Origin of the sequence: Streptomyces sp. NPDC007162, assembly GCF_040634175.1 — a bacterium.
In the GTDB taxonomy this organism is placed as follows: Bacteria; Actinomycetota; Actinomycetes; order Streptomycetales; family Streptomycetaceae; genus Streptomyces.
On the sequence record NZ_JBEYFC010000170.1, the window covers coordinates 1 to 16,392 of the forward strand.

Genomic DNA, 16,392 nt, shown 5'->3' on the forward strand with positions numbered 1-16,392 from the left:
GAGCAGTGAGCGGAAGACCAGCAGCAGAAGCACCAGGGCGAGACCCACGACCACCGCGAGGTACGGCACCAGGGCGCCGAGCATCGAAGGCCGGGCATCGACCGCCGAAGGCCGAGCGCCGACCCGCCGAAGGTCAAGCGCCGAGCGTCGAAGGTCAAGCGCCGACCCACCGAAGGTCAAGCGCCGAGCGTCGAAGGTCGAGCGCCGACCGCCCGACCGCCCGAGCGTCGGAGGGGCCGCCGAGCGCCGGATCCGGCCCCCGCCTACGCTGGGCACATGGACGGCCGGGAGCAGGTCTGTCCCGTCTGCGGGCAGGCCGTGGAGAGTGTCGTGCGGCGGCACAAGACGCTGGGCGCGTGGGTGCCGGTCTGGGGTCCCGGGGCCTGCCGCAATCCCGAATGCGCCGAGTACGCGAGCTCGCCCCGCGCGCGGGAGCGGTCCCCTTCGCAGTCCCCGCCGCCCCGGTCCCGACGGCCGCACTCCGCACCACCGGAATCCGCGCCACCGAAGTCGTCACCACCGAAGTCCTCACCACCGGAGTCCGCATCGTGAGAGCCGGCGTCGTAGCGTGAGCGCATGACCGGACTGCCCGACATCCTGCACATCACCGAACGCTCCCTGTGGGAGGAGGCCCGCGCGCGCGGCACCTTCGAGATCTCCACCCGCGGCCGCACCCTCCAGGAGGAGGGCTTCATCCACTGCTCCACCGAGGACCAGCTCCCGCGGGTAGCGGCCTTCCTGTACGGCTCCTACGACGGCCCCGACGAACTGGTGGTACTGGCCGTGGACCCGGCGCGGGTCGGTGTACCGGTGAGGTGGGAGTCGGCGGAACCGGGCGGGGAGGAGTTCCCGCACGTGTACGGCCCGATCCCGGTCACGGCCGTGGTGGATGTCCGGCCCTGGCCGTGACGGCCCCGGGCGGGACGGCCGGCAGTCCGCCGGTCTCGGGATCCCGGCCGGTCAGGCAGTAGACGCCGCCCGCCGGATCCCGCAGCACCGTCCAGTGCCGCCCGTCGGCCACGTGCACCGCACCGAGTTCCTCGTGCCGGGCCCGGGTCGCGGCCATGTCCGCACAGGCCAGGTCGAGGTGGGCGGTGGCGGGCTGTTCGCCGCCCAGCCGCTGGAGCAGGATCCGCAACGGCAGCCCGGCCGGCGGCCTGAGCACCCGGAACTCCGGCAGTGAGCCGGTCAGCGACTCCCAGCCGGTCAGCTCCGCCCAGAACGCCGCCTCGGTCTCGTACGCGGACGGCGGGATGTCGAGGCTGACCTGGTCGAGCCGGCTCCCCGCCACCACCGGTGGCCGTACCGACTCGCCGTGCCAGGGCACCGCGCACCACAACTGCCCGGCGGGCGACCGCAGGACGGCCCACCCCTCGTGCTCGGCGACCGGCTCGGCGCCGAGGTCCCGGGCCCGGCGCACCAGACCCGGCACGTCCTCCGAGCAGAGGTCCAGGTGGGCGCCGCCGGGGCCGGCGGCCACCTGCTGGACCTTGACGCAGGCGTCCGTGCCGGCGGCCGGCAACAGGGTGGTGAACTCGTCGGCACCGCCGCGCGGCGCGGACAGCCTGGTGTCCGTGACCGCCGTCCAGAAGGCCTGGGCGGCGGCGAGGCGCTCGGCGGGGCGGTCGGCGAAGGCGTACGTCCAGCGGATGGTCATGGACGGGATCGTAGAGGCCCTACTTCTCGTGGCGTTCCGTGAAGCGCAGCAGGTTGCCCGCCGGGTCCCGGAACGCGCAGTCCCGCACCCCCCAGTGCTGGTCCGTCGGCTCCTGGATCACGTCACCGCCGTACTCCCGCACCCGCTCGTACAACGCGTCGCAGTCGCTGGTGGAGAAGATCACCCCGCGCAGCATGCCCTTGGCGAGCAGTTCGGCCATGGCCTGCCGGTCGGCGGGGGAGGCGTCGGGGTTGGCCCCGGGCGGCTCCAGCACGATCTCCACGCCCGGCTGCTGCGGCGATCCGACGGTCACCCACCGCATCCCCTCGAACTCCACGTCGTTGTGGACCTCCAGGCCGAGGACGTCACGGTAGAAGGCCAGCGCCTTGTCGTGGTCGTCGACGGCGATGAAACACTGCGCGAGTTTTACGTCCATGGGGTCAGGCTAGGCGCACCCGGGCCGGGACGCCGGATCAACTCATGGCCCACACGTAGGGGTCGTGGGCGGGGCCCGGGGCACCGGGAGCCGGCCGAGGTGCGTGCCCCGTGCCGGGAGCGTCGGCAGTCGGCCGCGGGACGTGCCGGGGGTCGGTCCGGTGGGCCGCGAGGACCTCCATGACCACCGTGTCCGCGGCGGACAGCAGGGCGAGCAGGAGGTGGAAGGGCTCCACGGCCCGATGGCCCAGCCGGTCGGCCTCCTGCGACGCCCGCTCGAACAGGTCGCTGGTCCCACCGCTCAGCGGCAGGTGGCCGCCCGGTTCCACGGTGCCCCGGCCGAGGGCGTCGATCACTCCGGCGCGCAGGTCCTCGGCGGCCCCGCCCAGCAGCCGCACGGCCTCCGGCTCGTCGGTGTCGAGCAGCGCCAGCAGGACATGCCCCGGTTCCACGTACCAGTGCCGCAGCCGCCGTGCCCGGTCGGCCGCGGTGCCGACGACGTCCTGTGCCCGCTCACCGAACCTCTCGTACCCCACCGTCCACCTCCGCCAGGTCCGCCAGGTCGGTCCGCGCCCTGCGGGTGTGCGGATGGTCCGGCCCCAGTACCCGCTCCCGTACCGAGACGACCTCCCGCAGCAGCGCCCGGGCCTCCTCGCGGGCGCCGCTCAACGACAGGTTGCGGGCCAGCAGATGCCGGGTGCGCAGGGTGTGCGGATGGTCCGGGCCGAGGACCCGCCCCCGGTCGTCGAGCAGTGCCCGGAGCAGCCCCGCCGCCTCCTCGCGCTGCCCCGCCTCACCGAGGTTGACGGCGAGGAACTGGCGGGTGCGCAGGGTGTCCTCGTGGTCCGGGCCGAGCAGGCGCAGCTGGTCGGTGAGGAGCCCGCGCAGCAGCTCGGCCGCCTCGGCCGGGTTGCCCGCGCCGCCCAGGCTGTGCGCGTGGGACTGCCGGCCGCGCAGGGTGTCTAGGTGCTCGGCGCCCAGGATCCGGGTCTGCTCCTCGACGGTTCTCCGGAGGTGCCCGGCCGCCCCGGCCCAGTCCCCGGCCTTGCCCTGCTCGACGGCGCGCGCGTGCCGTTCGCGCAGTTCGGGGCCCGCGGTCGCGGCGAACGCGCGGTTCACGCCGAGGGCGAGGGAGCGCGCGGTGCCGGCGCTCCGGTTGAGCGGGGTGGGCAGGCCCTCGGCGGCCATGACGGCCCGCAGCCGGCGGTAGAGGTCGTCGACCGTGAGTAGCTCGGGTCCGCCGGGGATCCCCTCGCGGAGCAGTCGTATCAATCTTCCGGAGAATGCCGTGTGTTCCTCGTCGGGGAGGGCGAGGGCGACCTGGTCGCGCTGGGCGGAGGTGAGGACGTAGGTGCCGGCCACCTCAAGCCCCCCGATCCGCCCGGCCTCGCCGCTGCCGGCGAGCGAGTCGCCGACGGCCCGGCCGGAGAAGCAGCAGTCGAGGACGACGACCTTGGCGGCGGCGGGGGAGTCGAGGACGGCGTCGCGGAGCTTGTCGTACTCCAGGGAGTTGAACTCGGGGGCCGCCCAGCGGCTGTCGGGGAGCGCCAGGTACAGGGTGTGGCGGCGGCCTGCGACCAGGCCGTGACCGGCGTAGAAGACCAGCAGCAGGTCCTCGGCCCCGGCGACGGCCGAGCGCAGCCGGTCGCCGACCGTGCGCAGGTCGCCCTCGTCGAGCAGCACCGTGCAGTGGCTGTCGGGGACGAGCCCCCGGTCGGGGTCGGTGAACAGGTCGCGAAGGTCGGTGACGGTCCTGGCGACGGACGGCAGACCGGGCAGGGCCGCGTCGGAGTAACGGCTCGCGCCGATCAGGACGATCCGGGAGCGCCGGCGGTCGGGGAGCCGCATGTCATGCCCGCGGATCCTGGTGGCCGTCCAAGGCCTGCCGCAGCAGCTCCGTCAGTTCCTCGCTGTCGACGCGCCTGGCGTCGATCTCGATCGCGGGGCCGCCCTCGCGCCTGATGCTCAGCTTCACGTCGCTGCGGCGCGGCTGGCCGATCCAGGCCCGCAGGCAGGAGGCGAGCACGGTGAGCGGGCCGCCCGCGCCCAGCAGCACGGACACGGTGTCCAGGGGGACGCCCATGTGCCCCTCGGCCGGGGCGCCCCCGGTCAGCCGGACCCGGCCGGCCAGCGCCGGCTCGCCTCTGAGCCAGTCGGTCAGGGACTCGGCGTCCGGGACCGGATCGGGACTCAGGACGGAGATCAGTGCGGTTGCCACGGTTCCCCCGGGTGCTCTACGACCTTGTCGGGCAACAGAGTTGATGGTGACCGCCAGTGTACGGCGGGGGAGCGGGCAGTGATCGGCCCTGTGGACGACCCGGGACAGGTTTTGTGGACGGCCCGCGATCAGTAAGGCCGGCGGCGCGGGCGGGTGAACGTACGGGCCACGCAGGACGGGATCACCGTGCTCTCCTCGTGGTCCCGCGCCCGGTACGCGCTCGGCGTCTCCCCGACCAGTTCGGTGAACCGCGAGCTGAAGGACCCGAGGGACGTACAGCCGACGGCCATGCACACCTCCGTCACGGTCAGGTCGCCGCGGCGCAGCAGCGCCTTGGCCCGCTCGACCCGGCGGGTCATGAGGTAGCTGTACGGCGTCTCCCCGAAGGCTTTGCGGAAGCTGCGCTGGAAGTGGCCGGGCGACATGACGGCGGTGCGGGCCAGTTCGGTCATGTCGAGCGGCTCGGCGAACTCGCGGTCCATGCGGTCGCGCGCCCGGCGCAGCCGCCGCAGGTCTTCCAGGGTCATCACACCCGCCTCGGGTCGTTCGAAGCCGTCGCCGCCAACGCCTCAGCATGGCACGCACATCATCCACATGGACCAAGTTTGTTCTTGGACGATCGTTTCCCTCCAGTTCTCGCGCAATTGACCCGCGCTTGTTTGCATGTAGAAATGGACCACATCACGTTCCTCGTAGCGGTCGTGATCGTCACGGCTCTTGCGTTCGACTTCACCAACGGGTTCCACGACACGGCGAACGCGATGGCCACCTCCATCGCGACCGGCGCGCTCAAGCCGAAGACCGCGGTGCTGATCAGCGGTGCCCTCAACCTGGTCGGAGCGTTCCTGTCCACGGAGGTCGCGAAGACGATCTCCGGAGGCATCGTGAACGACGCCAAGGTGACTCCCGCCATGGTCTTCGCGGGACTCGTGGGCGCGATTCTGTGGAATCTGCTGACCTGGCTGCTGGGGCTGCCGTCCAGTTCCTCGCACGCCCTGTTCGGCGGGCTGATCGGGGCGGTGGCGGTCGGCGCCGGCACCGGAGCCGTGAACTTCGACAAGGTGGTCGAGAAGATCATCATCCCCGCCTTCGCCTCCCCCGTCGTGGCCGGTGTCGCCGCGCTGATCGCGACGTACTGCGCCTACAAGCTCACCGCCCGCGGCCGCGCGGCCTCCGTGACCAAGGGCTTCAGGCTCGGGCAGATCGGTTCGGCCTCACTGGTCTCGCTCGCGCACGGCACCAACGACGCCCAGAAGACCATGGGCATCATCACGCTGACCCTGATCTCCGTCGGCGCGCTGCCGGACGGCGCGGGTCCGCCGGTCTGGGTGATCACCACCGCCGGTCTCGCCATCGGCCTGGGCACCTACATCGGCGGCTGGCGGATCATCCGCACCATGGGCAAGGGCCTGACCGAGATCCAGTCCCCGCAGGGCTTCGCGGCGGAGACCGCCTCCACGGCCGTCATCCTGACCTCCGCCCACATGGGCTTCGCCCTGTCCACCACCCAGGTCGCCTCCGGCTCCATCCTCGGCGCGGGCCTCGGCCGGCGGCTGGCAGAGGTCCGCTGGGGCGTCGCGGGCCGTATGGTGGCCGCCTGGGTGATCACGCTGCCCTGCGCCGCGCTGGTCGGCGGCATCTCCGCGTTCGCGGTCAAGCACGGCGGAAACTTCGGCACGGTCGTGGTGGCGCTGGTCGGCGCGGCGCTCGCGACGGGCATCGTCATGCTGTCGCGCCGCAACCCGATCGATGCGAAGAACGTCAACGACGGACACGAGGTCGTCCTCCGTACCGCGCCGCCGTCCAAGGTCGGCACCGCCGCCTGAGTCAGGGAGTTCCCATGAGTATCGACTGGACCTCACTCGGCCAGGTCACCGCGGTGAGCATCGGAGTTACATTCGCGGTAGTGGTTGTCTTCGCCCTCGGTGTCCTCGGCCTCGCCCGCTACGAGGGGGCCAGGGAACAGGGCGGCACCAGCACCGCGGGCGTCGCCCAGGCAGGGCTGTGCTTCCTCGCCTGCGCGGCGGTGGTGGCGTACGGCATCTACCTGATCGTGCCGCAGTTCCACTGACCCCCATCGTCCACGAACTGCTGAGGAGGACTGGATGACGACGCCGGACCTGCTGTCCGACCTGGCCGACCTGAAGGTCGACTACAGCGACCCGGACGACCCCGTACTGATCCGCCCGGACGGATCCCCGATCGACACCTGGCGGGAGAACTACCCGTACGCGCAGCGCATGGAGCGCAAGGAGTACGAGTGGCACAAGCGGCTGCAGCAGATCGAGCTGCTGAAGCTGCAGAGCTGGATCAAGGAGACGGGGCGCCGGATCGTCATCGTCTTCGAGGGCCGGGACGCGGCCGGCAAGGGCGGCACCATCAAGCGTTTCACGGAGCACCTGAACCCCCGTGGCGCGCGCGTGGTGGCCCTGGAGAAGCCCACGGAACGCGAGAGCGGCCAGTGGTACTTCCAGCGCTACGTCGAACACCTCCCCACCGCCGGCGAGATCGTGATGTTCGACCGCTCCTGGTACAACCGGGCCGGTGTCGAGCGGGTCATGGGCTTCTGCTCCGACGACCAGTACCGGCGCTTCATGCGCCAGGCGCCACTGTTCGAGCGGATGCTGGTGGACGACGGGGTGGACCTGGTGAAGTTCTGGTTCTCGGTCTCGCAGAGCGAGCAGCGGACCCGCTTCACCATCCGCCAGGTCGACCCGGTACGGCAGTGGAAGCTCAGTTCGATGGACCTGGCCTCGCTGGACCGCTGGGACGACTACACGGCCGCCAAGGTCGCGATGTTCCGTGAGACGGACACGGAGTACGCGCCCTGGACCGTGGTCAAGAGCAACGACAAGAAGCGGGCCCGTGTCGAGGCCATGCGCAGCGTGCTGGCCCGCTTCGACTACGCCGACAAGGACGAGGAGGTCGTCGGCAGCCCCGACCCCCGGATAGTGGGCGCGGCGGCCGGCCTCCTGGAAGCCGGCGAGGACGACCACGACAGCCCCTGACCTCGTCGACGCGCAGGCCGGCCGGACGTCCGGCCGGCCTTTTCGCATGCCGGAACGCGATGGACAGGACCCGGTACGGCCACCGAGGATCGGCTGCATGATCCGAGCCGCCACCGAGGACGACATCACCGGGATCCTCGCCATGATCCGGGAACTCGCCGCGTACGAACGGGCCGTCGAGCAGGCCCGCGCCACCGCTGAGCAGCTCCGCGAGGCGCTGTTCGGCCCCCGCCCCGCGGCCTACGCGCTGATCGCCGAGGACGACGGCACGGGCGAGGCGGTGGGCTACGCCCTGTGGTTCCCGCGCTTCTCCACCTGGACCGGCACCCGCGGCATGCACCTGGAGGACCTGTACGTCCGGCCGCAGGCGCGCGGCGACGGCCACGGCAGGGCACTGCTCGCCGCCCTCGCCGACCTCTGCCTGCGCAGTGGGTACGAGCGCTTCGAGTGGTGGGTGCTGGACTGGAACGAACCGGCGATCGGCTTCTACAAGTCGCTCGGCGCGGACTTCCTGGACGAGTGGCGCATCTGCCGCCTGACCGGCGACCGCCTCGGCGACCTGGCGGCCACCGCGCGGAAATGACCGCACCCGGACCGCGACGAACGCCGTGTCCGACGTCCTGCGGCCCGGGTGCGCTCAGACGCGACCGGGAATCAGGCCTTCTTGGTCTCCCAGAAGATCTTGTCGATCTGGGCGATGTAGTCCAGGGCCTTCTGGCCGGTGGCCGGGTCCGTGGAGGCCTTGGCCGCGGAGAGGGCCTTCAGGGTGTCGTTCACGAGCTGGTGCAGCTCGGGGTACTTCTCGAAGTGCGGGGGCTTGAAGTAGTCGCTCCACAGCACCGAGACGTGGTGCTTGGCGAGCTCGGCACGCTGTTCCTTGATGACGGTGGCGCGCGCCTGGAAGTGCGGGTCGTCGTTGGCGGCCATCTTCTCCTGCACGGCCTTCACCGACTCCGCCTCGATGCGGGCCTGGGCCGGGTCGTACACGCCGCAGGGCAGGTCGCAGTGCGCGCTGACCTTGACCTTGGGGGCAAACAGGCGGGAAAGCATGGAGCATTCCTTCCTCGTGATCGTCTTCTCAGGTGGGACATTACTCCCTGGGAAGCGTGATTTCGCGAGTGCCCCCATGGGCTTAGGACAAAAGTCCAGGGTCAGACTGAGACTGGTGGAGGAACGGACCGGGGAGGTGCCGGGGATGCCGGAGCTGTCGCAGGAGACCGAGCGGGGGAGGGGTACCGCGCTCTTCGGGCTGGCCGAGGTGACCGGCCCGTCGATGGTCCCCACGCTGTACCAGGGGGATCAGCTCCTGGTGCGGTACGGGGCCAGGGTGCGGGCCGGTGACGTCGTCGTCCTGCGCCACCCCTTCCAGCAGGACCTGCTGGTCGTCAAGCGGGCCGTGGAGCCGCGCGAGGGCGGCTGGTGGGTGCTGGGGGACAACGCGTACGCGGGCGGGGACAGCACGGACTACGGGACCGTGCCGGAGGAGCTGATCCTCGGCCGGGCCCTGTTCCGCTGGCGGCCGCCGCGGCCCGGTCAGCGCTCCCCGCTGGCGGTGGTGCGCTGGGCGCTCTCGGCCGCGAGGCCGGTGCTGTCGTCGGACCGTTCGGGCCGTTCGGGCCGTTCCGCCTCCTGGCGTTTGCGGGCCCGGTAGGCGGCCACGTTGGCGCGCGTCGCGCAGCGGTCCGAGCAGTAGCGCCGGGATCGGTTGGTGGACGTGTCCAGGTAGGCGTTGCGGCACGGCGCCGCCTCGCACAGACCGAGGCGGTCGACGCCGTACTCGGTGAGGTGGAAGGCCAGGCCCATCGCCGCGATCGCCGCGTAGCCGGCGGTGGCGTTGGAGGGGTGGTCGGCCAGGTGCATGTGCCACAGCGGGCGGCCGTCCACGTCCCGGTGGTCGTGCCCGGAGATCTGCGGGCTGACCGGGAACTCCAGCAGGAGTGAGTTCAGCAGGTCGACCGCGAGGGTCTCCTCGCCCTTGTCGGCCGCCTCGAAGACCGCGCGCAGCCGGGCCCGCACCGAGCGGAAGCGGGTGAGATCGGCGTCGGTGGCGCGCCGGGCGGCCTGCCGGTTGCCGCCGAAGAGGTCGCGGACGGCCTCGACCGAGGTCAGGGCGTCCTTGCCCCGGCCCGGTTCCTCACTGTTGACGAGCCGGACGGCGTAATCCGAGTAATAGGCCAGTTCCACTTGTAGTCCTTACGAGGGCGCTCTATGGTCGGTGGTGCGGTCGGGTAATGGCCGGTCGTGCTTCCAGGGTATTACGGGACGTGGACGGTGGAGGGTTGCCATGACCGACATCAGCGACAGCAACGACGTCACGACGGCCGGGGCCGACTGGGGGGCCTGGCAGGAGAGCTGGGACCGGCAGCAGGAGTGGTACATGCCGGACCGCGAGGAACGGTTCCGGATCATGCTCGACATGGTGGAGGCGCTCGTCGGTACGGCTCCCCGCGTCCTCGACCTGGCCTGCGGCACCGGCAGCATCACCGCCCGGCTGCTGGCCCGCCTCCCCGGCGCGGTGAGCACCGGGGTCGACCTCGACCCGGCCCTGCTCGCCATCGCCGAGGGCACCTTCGCGGGCGACGAGCGGGTCACGTTCGTCACCGCCGACCTCAAGGACCCGCAGTGGGTCACGCGGCTGCCGTACGACTCGTACGACGCCGTGCTGACCGCCACCGCCCTGCACTGGCTGCACAGCGAACCCCTCGCGGCCCTCTACGGTCAGGTCGCGGGACTCGTCCGCGACGGCGGTGTCTTCATGAACGCGGACCACATGATCGACCAGAGCACGCCCCGGATCAACGCGGCGGAACGGGCGCAGCGGCACCTGCGCATGGAACAGGCCAGGGCGGCGGGGGCGCCGGACTGGGCCGAGTGGTGGCAACTGGCGGCGCAGGACCCCGTGCTGGCCGGGCCGACCGCGCGGCGGTTCGAGATCTACGGCGAGCACGCGGACGGCGACATGCCCTCGGCGCAGTGGCACGCGCGCGTGCTGCGCGAGAAGGGGTTCGGGGAGGCCAGGCCGGTGTGGTGCTCGCCCTCGGACACGCTGCTGCTGGCCCTCAAGTAACGGCGGCGGCGAAACGAAGGGGCGGTACGGGATCCCGTACCGCCCCTTCGGCGTCGTACCGCTACAGCACCTTCGACAGGAACGACTTCGTCCGGTCGTGCTGGGGGTTGGTCAGGACGTCGCGCGGGTGGCCCGACTCGACCACCACGCCGTCGTCCATGAAGACCAGGCTGTCGCCCACCTCGCGGGCGAAGCCCATCTCATGGGTGACGACGATCATCGTCATGCCGTCCTCGGCCAGGTCCCGCATCACGTCCAGGACCTCGCCGACCAGCTCCGGGTCGAGCGCCGAGGTCGGCTCGTCGAACAGCATCAGCTTCGGCTGCATGGCGAGCGCGCGGGCGATCGCGACCCGCTGCTGCTGGCCGCCGGAGAGCTGCGCCGGGTAGTGCCCGGTGCGGTCGCCGAGGCCCACCCGGTCCAGCAGGCGCTGCGCGCGTTCCCGGGCCACGGCCTTGGACTCGCCCTTGACCTGGACCGGCGCCTCCATGACGTTCTCCAGGGCCGTCATGTGCGGGAAGAGGTTGAAGCGCTGGAAGACCATGCCGATCTCCCGCCGCTGCGCCGCGACCTCCTTCTCCTTCAGCTCGTAGAGCTTGTCGCCGTGCTGCCGGTAGCCGACCAGCTGGCCGTCGACGTACAGCCGGCCGGCGCTGATCTTCTCGAGGTGGTTGATGCACCTGAGGAACGTGCTCTTGCCGGAACCGGACGGGCCGATCAGGCAGAACACCTCACGCGGCAGCACCTCCAGGTCGATGCCCTTGAGGATGTGCGCGAGCCCGAACGACTTGTGCACCCCCTCCGCCTTGACCATCGGGGCGCCGCTGCTCGGCGGGGTGATGTCCTTGGCGAGACCGCTCATCGGGCCACCTCCGGGCGACGCAGCGAAGCCCACTGGGACAGGTTCTTCCGCAGGCGCTGCAACGGGGTCGGCGGGAGACTGCGCGAGGAGCCGCGGGCGTAACGGCGCTCGATGTAGTACTGCACGATGCTGAAGATCGTGGTCAGCATCAGGTACCAGATGGACGCCACGAAGTACATCTCGACCACCGCCAGCGAGGTGCTGGAGATGTCCGTGGCCCGTTTGATCAGCTCGTTGAACTGGACCACGTACGCCAGCGACGAGGTCTTCAGCATGTTGATGAACTCGTTGCCGGTCGGCGGCACGATCACCCGCATGGCCTGCGGCAGGATCACCCGGCGCAGCGTCTGCCCGCGGGTCATGCCCAGGGCGTGCGAGGCCTCCGTCTGGCCCTCGTCGACGGACTGGATGCCGGCCCGGACGATCTCCGACATGTACGCGGCCTCGTTCAGGCCGAGACCGAGCAGCGCCGCCAGGAACGGCGTCATCACCTGGTTCATCTCGTCCTTGTAGAACCCCAGGTTCAGGATGGGGAACACGAGTGCGATGTTGTACCAGAGCAGCAGCTGGACCAGGACCGGTGTGCCCCGGAAGAACCAGACGTAGAACCAGGCCACCGTGCTGGTGACCGGGTTCGACGACATCCGCATGATCGCCAGGATCACGCCCAGGACCAGGCCGAGCACCATGGCGAGCACCGAGATGTACAGGGTGTGCCAGGCGCCCGACAGGATCGTCCCGTCGGTGAGGTAGTCCGGGATGATGCCGTAGTTGATGTTCGCGTTGGAGAACGCGACGCCGATCAGCACCAGGACGGCGATGACCACCGCGGCGGCCACCCAGCGGCCGTAGTGGCGTACCGGGATCGCCTTGATCTGCTCCGGCGGCACCGAGGGCGCCGGAGTCTTGTCGACCGTGTCAGTCACAGTGACAGCCCTTCATAGACCTTGTCGGCCCTCAGTCGTGCCCGAGGCCGTTCAGGAGCCGCCGTTGACCTTGCCCTCGGTGACCGCGCCCTGGGTGACGTTCCACTTGGCGAGGATCTTCTGGTAGTCGCCGTTCTTGATGACGGCGTTCACCGCGGCCTGCAGCGCGTCGCGCAGCTGGGTGCTCTCCTTGCTGACCGCGATGCCGTACGGGCCGGCCTCGATCTGGTCGCCGACGACCTCGAAGTCCTTGCCGCCGCCGGAGGTCTTGGCGTTGTAGGCGGCGACCGGGAAGTCGTTCAGGTCGGCGACGGAGGCGCCCTGCTTCAGGCGGAGCAGCGCCTCGGGGTCGGTGTCGAAGGTCTGCAGGTCGATGGCCTTCTTGCCGTCCTTCGTGCACTTCGTGCTCTGCGCCTTGGCGATGCCCTCGGACGTGGTGCCCTTCTGCAGGGCCACGACCTTGCCGCACAGGTCGTCGAGGGACTTGATGCCCTTCGGGTTGCCCTTCTGGACCAGGATCGAGGTACCGGCGGTGAAGTAGTCGACGAAGTCGACGCCGTTGCCGACCTTCTTGCCGTTGTCGGAGTCGATGCCGTTCTGGCGGTCCTTGGTGTCGTTCATCGCGGACATGATCACGTTGAAGCGCTTGGCCTGGAGACCCACGATGAGCTGGTCGAACTTGCCGTTCTGAAACTCGAACCGCACGCCCAGCTGCTTGCCGAGCGCGTCCGCGATGTCCGGGTCGACACCGACGGCCTTGCCGCTCTCCATGTACTCGACCGGCGGGTAGGCGATGTCGGAGCCCACCTTGATCACACCGGCCTTGCGGATGTCCGCGGGCAGCTTGCTCGCCAGCGGCGCGGAGGAGCCCGCCGAGGTGGACGAGCCGTTGTCGCTGCTCTTGTCCGTGTGGTCGCCGCAGCCGGTGAGCAGCAGGGTGCCTGCGACCGCGATCGCACCGAACGCTGCGATCCTGGAGCGCGCGACGGTGGTACGACGGGTGGAGCTTGCGGTCATGGTGGGTTCCTCCGGCGGTGGATTGAACAAGCCGATATACCGATGTGTCTGATATGTCGATATGCCGATGGGTCGACGGAAACACACACCTTCGGGTGTCGCGACCTCGTGGGTTTACGGCATCCTGCCATTGGGATTGCTCCATACAGGTGTGCGACGATGTCAAAATCGGATAACGGGTGAACCCCGAACCGCGTCAGGCTGCACCTCTGCGGCCCCTCGCCCTCGCGCATCTGCGGGATTTCGACGCTCCGACCGGAAGATCTTCGGTTCATCTCCGGTTCATCTCACGCCACGGCCGGACGCCATTTCGCGGCCGTCCGGCCGCTCATCTGTCGACTACCTACGACATCCGTGATGTGACCTTGCACCTATTCGACTCGTCGCGGGTGCCGCCCGTCCGGTAAGAAGGGTCATTACACCCCTCATCCGGGGCTCAGGGCGCGTGTGCGGCGCGCCCGTCGCGCAGATGCTCGTACGTGCCACCTCGTACGTATCAGTCATCGGGCCCTGCGCGGTGCCCGCCCACCCCCTCACCGGGAGTGGCCGACCCTCAAACCATGCATACCTAAGGGGTAAGACAAGTGGCAGCGGAGATCGTCAATCCTCGCAGCGACAGCACGACGGACCAGGACGGCGGGGCCGAGCCCCTCGATTCCTTCGATCCGGCGTTCGCGCTGCACCGCGGCGGCAAGATGGCTGTGCAGGCCACCGTGCCGCTCCGTGACAAGGACGACCTTTCCCTCGCGTACACGCCCGGAGTCGCGCGCGTGTGCACCGCGATCGCTGAACAGCCCGAGCTGGTCAACGACTACACCTGGAAGTCGTCCGTCGTCGCCGTCGTCACCGACGGCACGGCCGTGCTCGGCCTCGGGGACATCGGTCCCGAGGCCTCCCTTCCCGTGATGGAGGGCAAGGCGATCCTCTTCAAGCAGTTCGGCGGCGTGGACGCGGTCCCGATCGCCCTCGACTGCACGGGTGTCGACGAGATCGTGGAGACCGTCGTCCGGCTGGCCCCCTCCTTCGGCGGGGTCAACCTGGAGGACATCTCGGCACCGCGGTGCTTCGAGATCGAGCGCAGGCTCCAGGAGCGTCTGGACATCCCGGTCTTCCACGACGACCAGCACGGTACGGCCGTGGTCACGCTGGCGGCGCTGCGGAACGCGGCCCGGCTCAGCCGACGGGAGATCGGGCAGCTGCGGGCGGTGATCTCGGGCGCCGGCGCGGCCGGGGTCGCCATCGCCAAGATGCTGGTCGAGGCCGGTATCGGCGACGTCGCCCTCGCCGACCGCAAGGGCATCATCTCGGCCGACCGCGACGACCTCACCGACGTCAAGCGTCAGGTCGCCGGGTTCACCAACAAGGCCGGGCTCAAGGGCACCCTGGAGGACGCGCTGGCCGGCGCGGACGTCTTCATCGGCGTCTCCGGCGGTACGGTCCCCGAGGAGGCCGTCGCTTCCATGGCGGAGGGCTCCTTCGTCTTCGCCATGGCCAATCCGAACCCCGAGGTGCACCCCGATGTCGCCCACAAGTACGCGGCGGTCGTGGCCACCGGACGGTCGGACTTCCCGAACCAGATCAACAACGTGCTGGCGTTCCCCGGGATCTTCGCCGGCGCCCTCCAGGTGCGGGCCTCCCGGATCACCGAGGGCATGAAGATCGCGGCGGCGGAGGCGCTGGCCGCGGTGGTCGGCGATGATCTGGCCGCCGACTACGTCATCCCGTCTCCCTTCGACGAGCGCGTCGCCCCTGCGGTGACCGCGGCGGTGGCGGCTGCTGCGCGGGCCGAAGGGGTTGCGCGCCGCTGACGTTGCGCCGAATGGCCCCGTTCCTCTTCCTGCGTTTCAGGGGGCGGGGCCATGTCGGGGGCTGCCGCCCCCGGGCCCCCGCGATGGGGGGTGACGGCCGTCGTCTGAGCCGCGGTCAGTGGGGGGTGCTCGCGCAGTTCCTCCCCCAGCCTTCGGCCGGGGGTACCCCCAGCGCCCCGTAGGGGCGCTCTGCGCAAGAGGGGATGTGTCACAACGGTCCCCGGTTTCGCGTCCGGCGCCGGGAACCTATCGTCGGCCCTATGTTCGCCGTCTACGCCGCCCGAATCGACCGCGACCAGCCGCTCTCCGGCCTTGAGTTGGGTGACCGTCCCGCCCCGACCGCCCGGCCCGGCTGGAGTACCGTCGATGTACGGGCCGCCTCCCTCAACCACCACGACCTCTGGTCCCTGCGCGGCGTCGGTCTCCCGGAGGACCGGCTGCCGATGATCCTCGGTTGTGACGCCGCCGGCGTCGACCAGGACGGCAACGAGGTCGTCCTGCACTCCGTGATCGGGCAGAGCGGCCACGGGGTCGGCCCGAACGAGCCCCGGTCCATCCTCACCGAGCGCTACCAGGGCACCTTCGCCGAACAGGTCGCCGTGCCCACCTGGAACGTCCTGCCCAAGCCCAGGGAGCTGTCCTTCGCGGAGGCCGCGTGTCTGCCGACCGCCTGGCTGACGGCGTACCGGATGCTCTTCACCAACGCCGGCGTACGGCCCGGCGACTCCGTGCTGGTGCAGGGTGCCGGCGGCGGTGTCGCCACGGCCGCCATCGTCCTCGGCCGAGCCGCCGGGCTGCGGGTCTTCGCCACCAGCCGCGACGAGGCCAAGCGGAAGCGGGCCCTGGAGCTCGGCGCCGTCGAGGCGGTGGAGCCGGGCGCCCGGCTGCCGCAGCGGGTGGACGCCGTCATCGAGACCGTCGGCGCCGCCACCTGGTCCCATTCGGTGAAGTCGCTGCGGCCCGGCGGCACCCTCGTCATCTCCGGCGCCACCAGCGGCGACCGCCCCTCGCACGCCGAGCTGACCCGGATCTTCTTCCTCGAACTGAAGGTCGTCGGCTCGACCATGGGGACCAAGGACGAACTGGAGGACCTGCTCGCCTTCTGCGCCGCCACCGGGGTGCGCCCCGTCATCGACGAACTCCTGCCGCTCGACCGTGCCCGCGAGGGCTTCGAACGGCTCGACTCCGGTGACGTGTTCGGGAAGATCGTCCTCACCAGCCAGTGACCGGCGGCCGCACCGGCTCCTCCGTCAGCGCTTCGGGGTGCGCAGCAGTGCCCCGATGCGTGCCGCCGCCGTCGACAGCTGGCCGCGGGCGTCGCGCAGCTGGTCGGGGGTGACGCCGTGGTCGCGGGCCGCGTCCCGGATGTCGTCGCGGAAGCGGTCCAGGAGCCG

The 16,392-nt window shown here is 70.6% G+C and carries 22 protein-coding genes and 1 pseudogene; 10 read left to right on the forward strand and 13 right to left on the reverse strand.

Annotated features, from left to right (window positions below; translation table 11 throughout):
* The coding region (locus ABZ646_RS21185; RefSeq protein ID WP_360520917.1) for a hypothetical protein at positions 1–180 on the reverse strand (180 nt) is incomplete at its 3' end.
* A 96-nt stretch (positions 181–276) separates the two neighbouring features.
* On the opposite strand from ABZ646_RS21185, the gene ABZ646_RS21190 reads away from it, so the two are divergent.
* Positions 277–552, forward strand: coding sequence for a hypothetical protein (locus ABZ646_RS21190; RefSeq protein WP_360520920.1), 276 nt, complete (start codon positions 277–279; stop codon positions 550–552).
* 24 nt (positions 553–576) lie between these two features.
* Positions 577–909, forward strand: a complete 333-nt coding sequence (locus ABZ646_RS21195) for a DUF952 domain-containing protein (RefSeq protein WP_360520923.1) — start codon at positions 577–579, stop codon at positions 907–909.
* Here ABZ646_RS21195 and ABZ646_RS21200 read toward each other — a convergent pair.
* The 6 genes from ABZ646_RS21200 to ABZ646_RS21225 form a co-directional block, all read right to left on the reverse strand.
* Complete coding sequence (locus ABZ646_RS21200; RefSeq protein ID WP_360520926.1) at positions 875–1,657, reverse strand: VOC family protein; 783 nt, start codon at positions 1,655–1,657, stop codon at positions 875–877. The two genes, ABZ646_RS21195 and ABZ646_RS21200, sit on opposite strands and share 35 nt — an antisense overlap.
* A 19-nt stretch (positions 1,658–1,676) precedes the next feature.
* Positions 1,677–2,093, reverse strand: a complete 417-nt coding sequence (locus ABZ646_RS21205; RefSeq protein ID WP_360520929.1) for a VOC family protein — start codon at positions 2,091–2,093, stop codon at positions 1,677–1,679.
* Between the two features lie 37 nt (positions 2,094–2,130).
* Positions 2,131–2,628 (reverse strand): Clp protease N-terminal domain-containing protein, encoded by a 498-nt coding sequence (locus ABZ646_RS21210; protein ID WP_360520932.1) that lies wholly within the window; start codon positions 2,626–2,628, stop codon positions 2,131–2,133.
* The gene (locus ABZ646_RS21215) at positions 2,606–3,940 is read right to left on the reverse strand and encodes a tetratricopeptide repeat protein (RefSeq protein ID WP_360520935.1); all 1,335 of its coding nucleotides are present in this window, start codon (positions 3,938–3,940) and stop codon (positions 2,606–2,608) included. The genes ABZ646_RS21210 and ABZ646_RS21215 overlap by 23 nt, the downstream gene beginning before the upstream one ends.
* Position 3,941: 1 nt before the next feature.
* Complete coding sequence (locus tag ABZ646_RS21220) at positions 3,942–4,310, reverse strand: hypothetical protein (RefSeq protein ID WP_360520938.1); 369 nt, start codon at positions 4,308–4,310, stop codon at positions 3,942–3,944.
* A 128-nt stretch (positions 4,311–4,438) separates the two neighbouring features.
* Positions 4,439–4,837: a helix-turn-helix transcriptional regulator gene (locus ABZ646_RS21225; RefSeq protein WP_360520940.1), complete on the reverse strand. Its 399-nt coding sequence runs from the start codon at positions 4,835–4,837 to the stop codon at positions 4,439–4,441.
* 144 nt (positions 4,838–4,981) lie between these two features.
* Between ABZ646_RS21225 and ABZ646_RS21230 the strand changes: the two genes are divergently transcribed.
* The 4 genes from ABZ646_RS21230 to ABZ646_RS21245 all read left to right on the forward strand — a co-directional run bounded on the left by ABZ646_RS21230 (position 4,982) and on the right by ABZ646_RS21245 (position 7,901).
* Entirely contained in the window at positions 4,982–6,136 is a 1,155-nt protein-coding gene (locus ABZ646_RS21230; protein ID WP_360520944.1) for an inorganic phosphate transporter, read from the forward strand.
* Positions 6,137–6,150: 14 nt separating this feature from the next.
* Positions 6,151–6,381, forward strand: coding sequence for a hypothetical protein (locus ABZ646_RS21235; protein WP_360520947.1), 231 nt, complete (start codon positions 6,151–6,153; stop codon positions 6,379–6,381).
* A 34-nt stretch (positions 6,382–6,415) separates the two neighbouring features.
* Complete coding sequence (ppk2, locus tag ABZ646_RS21240) at positions 6,416–7,318, forward strand: polyphosphate kinase 2 (protein ID WP_360520950.1); 903 nt, start codon at positions 6,416–6,418, stop codon at positions 7,316–7,318.
* A 97-nt stretch (positions 7,319–7,415) separates the two neighbouring features.
* Positions 7,416–7,901: a GNAT family N-acetyltransferase gene (locus ABZ646_RS21245; protein WP_360520953.1), complete on the forward strand. Its 486-nt coding sequence runs from the start codon at positions 7,416–7,418 to the stop codon at positions 7,899–7,901.
* A gap of 71 nt (positions 7,902–7,972) precedes the next feature.
* Here the strand turns inward: ABZ646_RS21245 and sodN are convergent, their stop codons facing one another.
* Positions 7,973–8,368 carry a superoxide dismutase, Ni gene (sodN, locus tag ABZ646_RS21250; protein ID WP_020136639.1) on the reverse strand — a complete coding sequence of 132 codons (396 nt, stop codon included), beginning with the start codon at positions 8,366–8,368 and terminating at the stop codon, positions 7,973–7,975.
* A 145-nt stretch (positions 8,369–8,513) separates the two neighbouring features.
* Between sodN and sodX the strand changes: the two genes are divergently transcribed.
* Positions 8,514–8,969 carry a nickel-type superoxide dismutase maturation protease gene (sodX, locus tag ABZ646_RS21255; RefSeq protein ID WP_360520977.1) on the forward strand — a complete coding sequence of 152 codons (456 nt, stop codon included), beginning with the start codon at positions 8,514–8,516 and terminating at the stop codon, positions 8,967–8,969.
* Here the strand turns inward: sodX and ABZ646_RS21260 are convergent.
* Positions 8,852–9,502, reverse strand: a complete 651-nt coding sequence (locus ABZ646_RS21260; protein WP_360520956.1) for a CGNR zinc finger domain-containing protein — start codon at positions 9,500–9,502, stop codon at positions 8,852–8,854. The genes sodX and ABZ646_RS21260 overlap by 118 nt on opposite strands.
* Positions 9,503–9,602: 100 nt before the next feature.
* On the opposite strand from ABZ646_RS21260, the gene ABZ646_RS21265 reads away from it, so the two are divergent.
* Positions 9,603–10,385, forward strand: a complete 783-nt coding sequence (locus tag ABZ646_RS21265; RefSeq protein ID WP_360520959.1) for a class I SAM-dependent methyltransferase — start codon at positions 9,603–9,605, stop codon at positions 10,383–10,385.
* A gap of 61 nt (positions 10,386–10,446) precedes the next feature.
* On the opposite strand, the gene ABZ646_RS21270 is transcribed toward ABZ646_RS21265, so the two are convergent.
* Genes ABZ646_RS21270 through ABZ646_RS21280 form a run of 3 tightly spaced genes read right to left on the reverse strand, consistent with a single transcriptional unit; the run spans position 10,447 to position 13,190 of the window.
* On the reverse strand, positions 10,447–11,247 hold the full coding sequence (locus tag ABZ646_RS21270) for an amino acid ABC transporter ATP-binding protein (RefSeq protein WP_360520962.1): 801 nt from the start codon (positions 11,245–11,247) through the stop codon (positions 10,447–10,449).
* Positions 11,244–12,173: an amino acid ABC transporter permease gene (locus ABZ646_RS21275; RefSeq protein ID WP_360520965.1), complete on the reverse strand. Its 930-nt coding sequence runs from the start codon at positions 12,171–12,173 to the stop codon at positions 11,244–11,246. Before ABZ646_RS21275 ends, ABZ646_RS21270 begins: the two co-directional genes overlap by 4 nt.
* A gap of 51 nt (positions 12,174–12,224) precedes the next feature.
* Positions 12,225–13,190: an ABC transporter substrate-binding protein gene (locus ABZ646_RS21280; RefSeq protein WP_360520968.1), complete on the reverse strand. Its 966-nt coding sequence runs from the start codon at positions 13,188–13,190 to the stop codon at positions 12,225–12,227.
* A gap of 584 nt (positions 13,191–13,774) precedes the next feature.
* Between ABZ646_RS21280 and ABZ646_RS21285 the strand changes: the two genes are divergently transcribed.
* Together ABZ646_RS21285 and ABZ646_RS21290 are read left to right on the forward strand one after the other, a co-directional pair.
* Positions 13,775–14,998: an NADP-dependent malic enzyme gene (locus tag ABZ646_RS21285; protein ID WP_360520971.1), complete on the forward strand. Its 1,224-nt coding sequence runs from the start codon at positions 13,775–13,777 to the stop codon at positions 14,996–14,998.
* Between the two features lie 260 nt (positions 14,999–15,258).
* Positions 15,259–16,224, forward strand: a complete 966-nt coding sequence (locus ABZ646_RS21290) for a zinc-binding dehydrogenase (protein WP_360520974.1) — start codon at positions 15,259–15,261, stop codon at positions 16,222–16,224.
* Positions 16,225–16,248: 24 nt separating this feature from the next.
* On the opposite strand, the pseudogene ABZ646_RS21295 reads toward ABZ646_RS21290, so the two are convergent.
* Positions 16,249–16,392: pseudogene (locus ABZ646_RS21295) on the reverse strand (PadR family transcriptional regulator); the annotation flags it as partial.

Excerpts from the sequence above, each read along its gene's own strand:
- ABZ646_RS21190 (WP_360520920.1), top strand. The coding sequence starts at position 277 with ATGGACGGCCGGGAGCAGGTCTGTCCCGTCTGCGGGCAGGCCGTGGAG.
- ABZ646_RS21195 (WP_360520923.1), top strand. The coding sequence starts at position 577 with ATGACCGGACTGCCCGACATCCTGCACATCACCGAACGCTCCCTGTGG.
- ABZ646_RS21200 (WP_360520926.1), bottom strand. The coding sequence starts at position 1,657 with ATGACCATCCGCTGGACGTACGCCTTCGCCGACCGCCCCGCCGAGCGC.
- ABZ646_RS21205 (WP_360520929.1), bottom strand. The coding sequence starts at position 2,093 with ATGGACGTAAAACTCGCGCAGTGTTTCATCGCCGTCGACGACCACGAC.
- ABZ646_RS21215 (WP_360520935.1), bottom strand. The coding sequence starts at position 3,940 with ATGCGGCTCCCCGACCGCCGGCGCTCCCGGATCGTCCTGATCGGCGCG.
- ABZ646_RS21225 (WP_360520940.1), bottom strand. The coding sequence starts at position 4,837 with ATGACCCTGGAAGACCTGCGGCGGCTGCGCCGGGCGCGCGACCGCATG.
- ABZ646_RS21230 (WP_360520944.1), top strand. The coding sequence starts at position 4,982 with ATGGACCACATCACGTTCCTCGTAGCGGTCGTGATCGTCACGGCTCTT.
- ABZ646_RS21235 (WP_360520947.1), top strand. The coding sequence starts at position 6,151 with ATGAGTATCGACTGGACCTCACTCGGCCAGGTCACCGCGGTGAGCATC.
- ppk2 (WP_360520950.1), top strand. The coding sequence starts at position 6,416 with ATGACGACGCCGGACCTGCTGTCCGACCTGGCCGACCTGAAGGTCGAC.
- ABZ646_RS21245 (WP_360520953.1), top strand. The coding sequence starts at position 7,416 with ATGATCCGAGCCGCCACCGAGGACGACATCACCGGGATCCTCGCCATG.
- sodN (WP_020136639.1), bottom strand. The coding sequence starts at position 8,368 with ATGCTTTCCCGCCTGTTTGCCCCCAAGGTCAAGGTCAGCGCGCACTGC.
- sodX (WP_360520977.1), top strand. The coding sequence starts at position 8,514 with ATGCCGGAGCTGTCGCAGGAGACCGAGCGGGGGAGGGGTACCGCGCTC.
- ABZ646_RS21265 (WP_360520959.1), top strand. The coding sequence starts at position 9,603 with ATGACCGACATCAGCGACAGCAACGACGTCACGACGGCCGGGGCCGAC.
- ABZ646_RS21270 (WP_360520962.1), bottom strand. The coding sequence starts at position 11,247 with ATGAGCGGTCTCGCCAAGGACATCACCCCGCCGAGCAGCGGCGCCCCG.
- ABZ646_RS21280 (WP_360520968.1), bottom strand. The coding sequence starts at position 13,190 with ATGACCGCAAGCTCCACCCGTCGTACCACCGTCGCGCGCTCCAGGATC.
- ABZ646_RS21290 (WP_360520974.1), top strand. The coding sequence starts at position 15,259 with ATGTTCGCCGTCTACGCCGCCCGAATCGACCGCGACCAGCCGCTCTCC.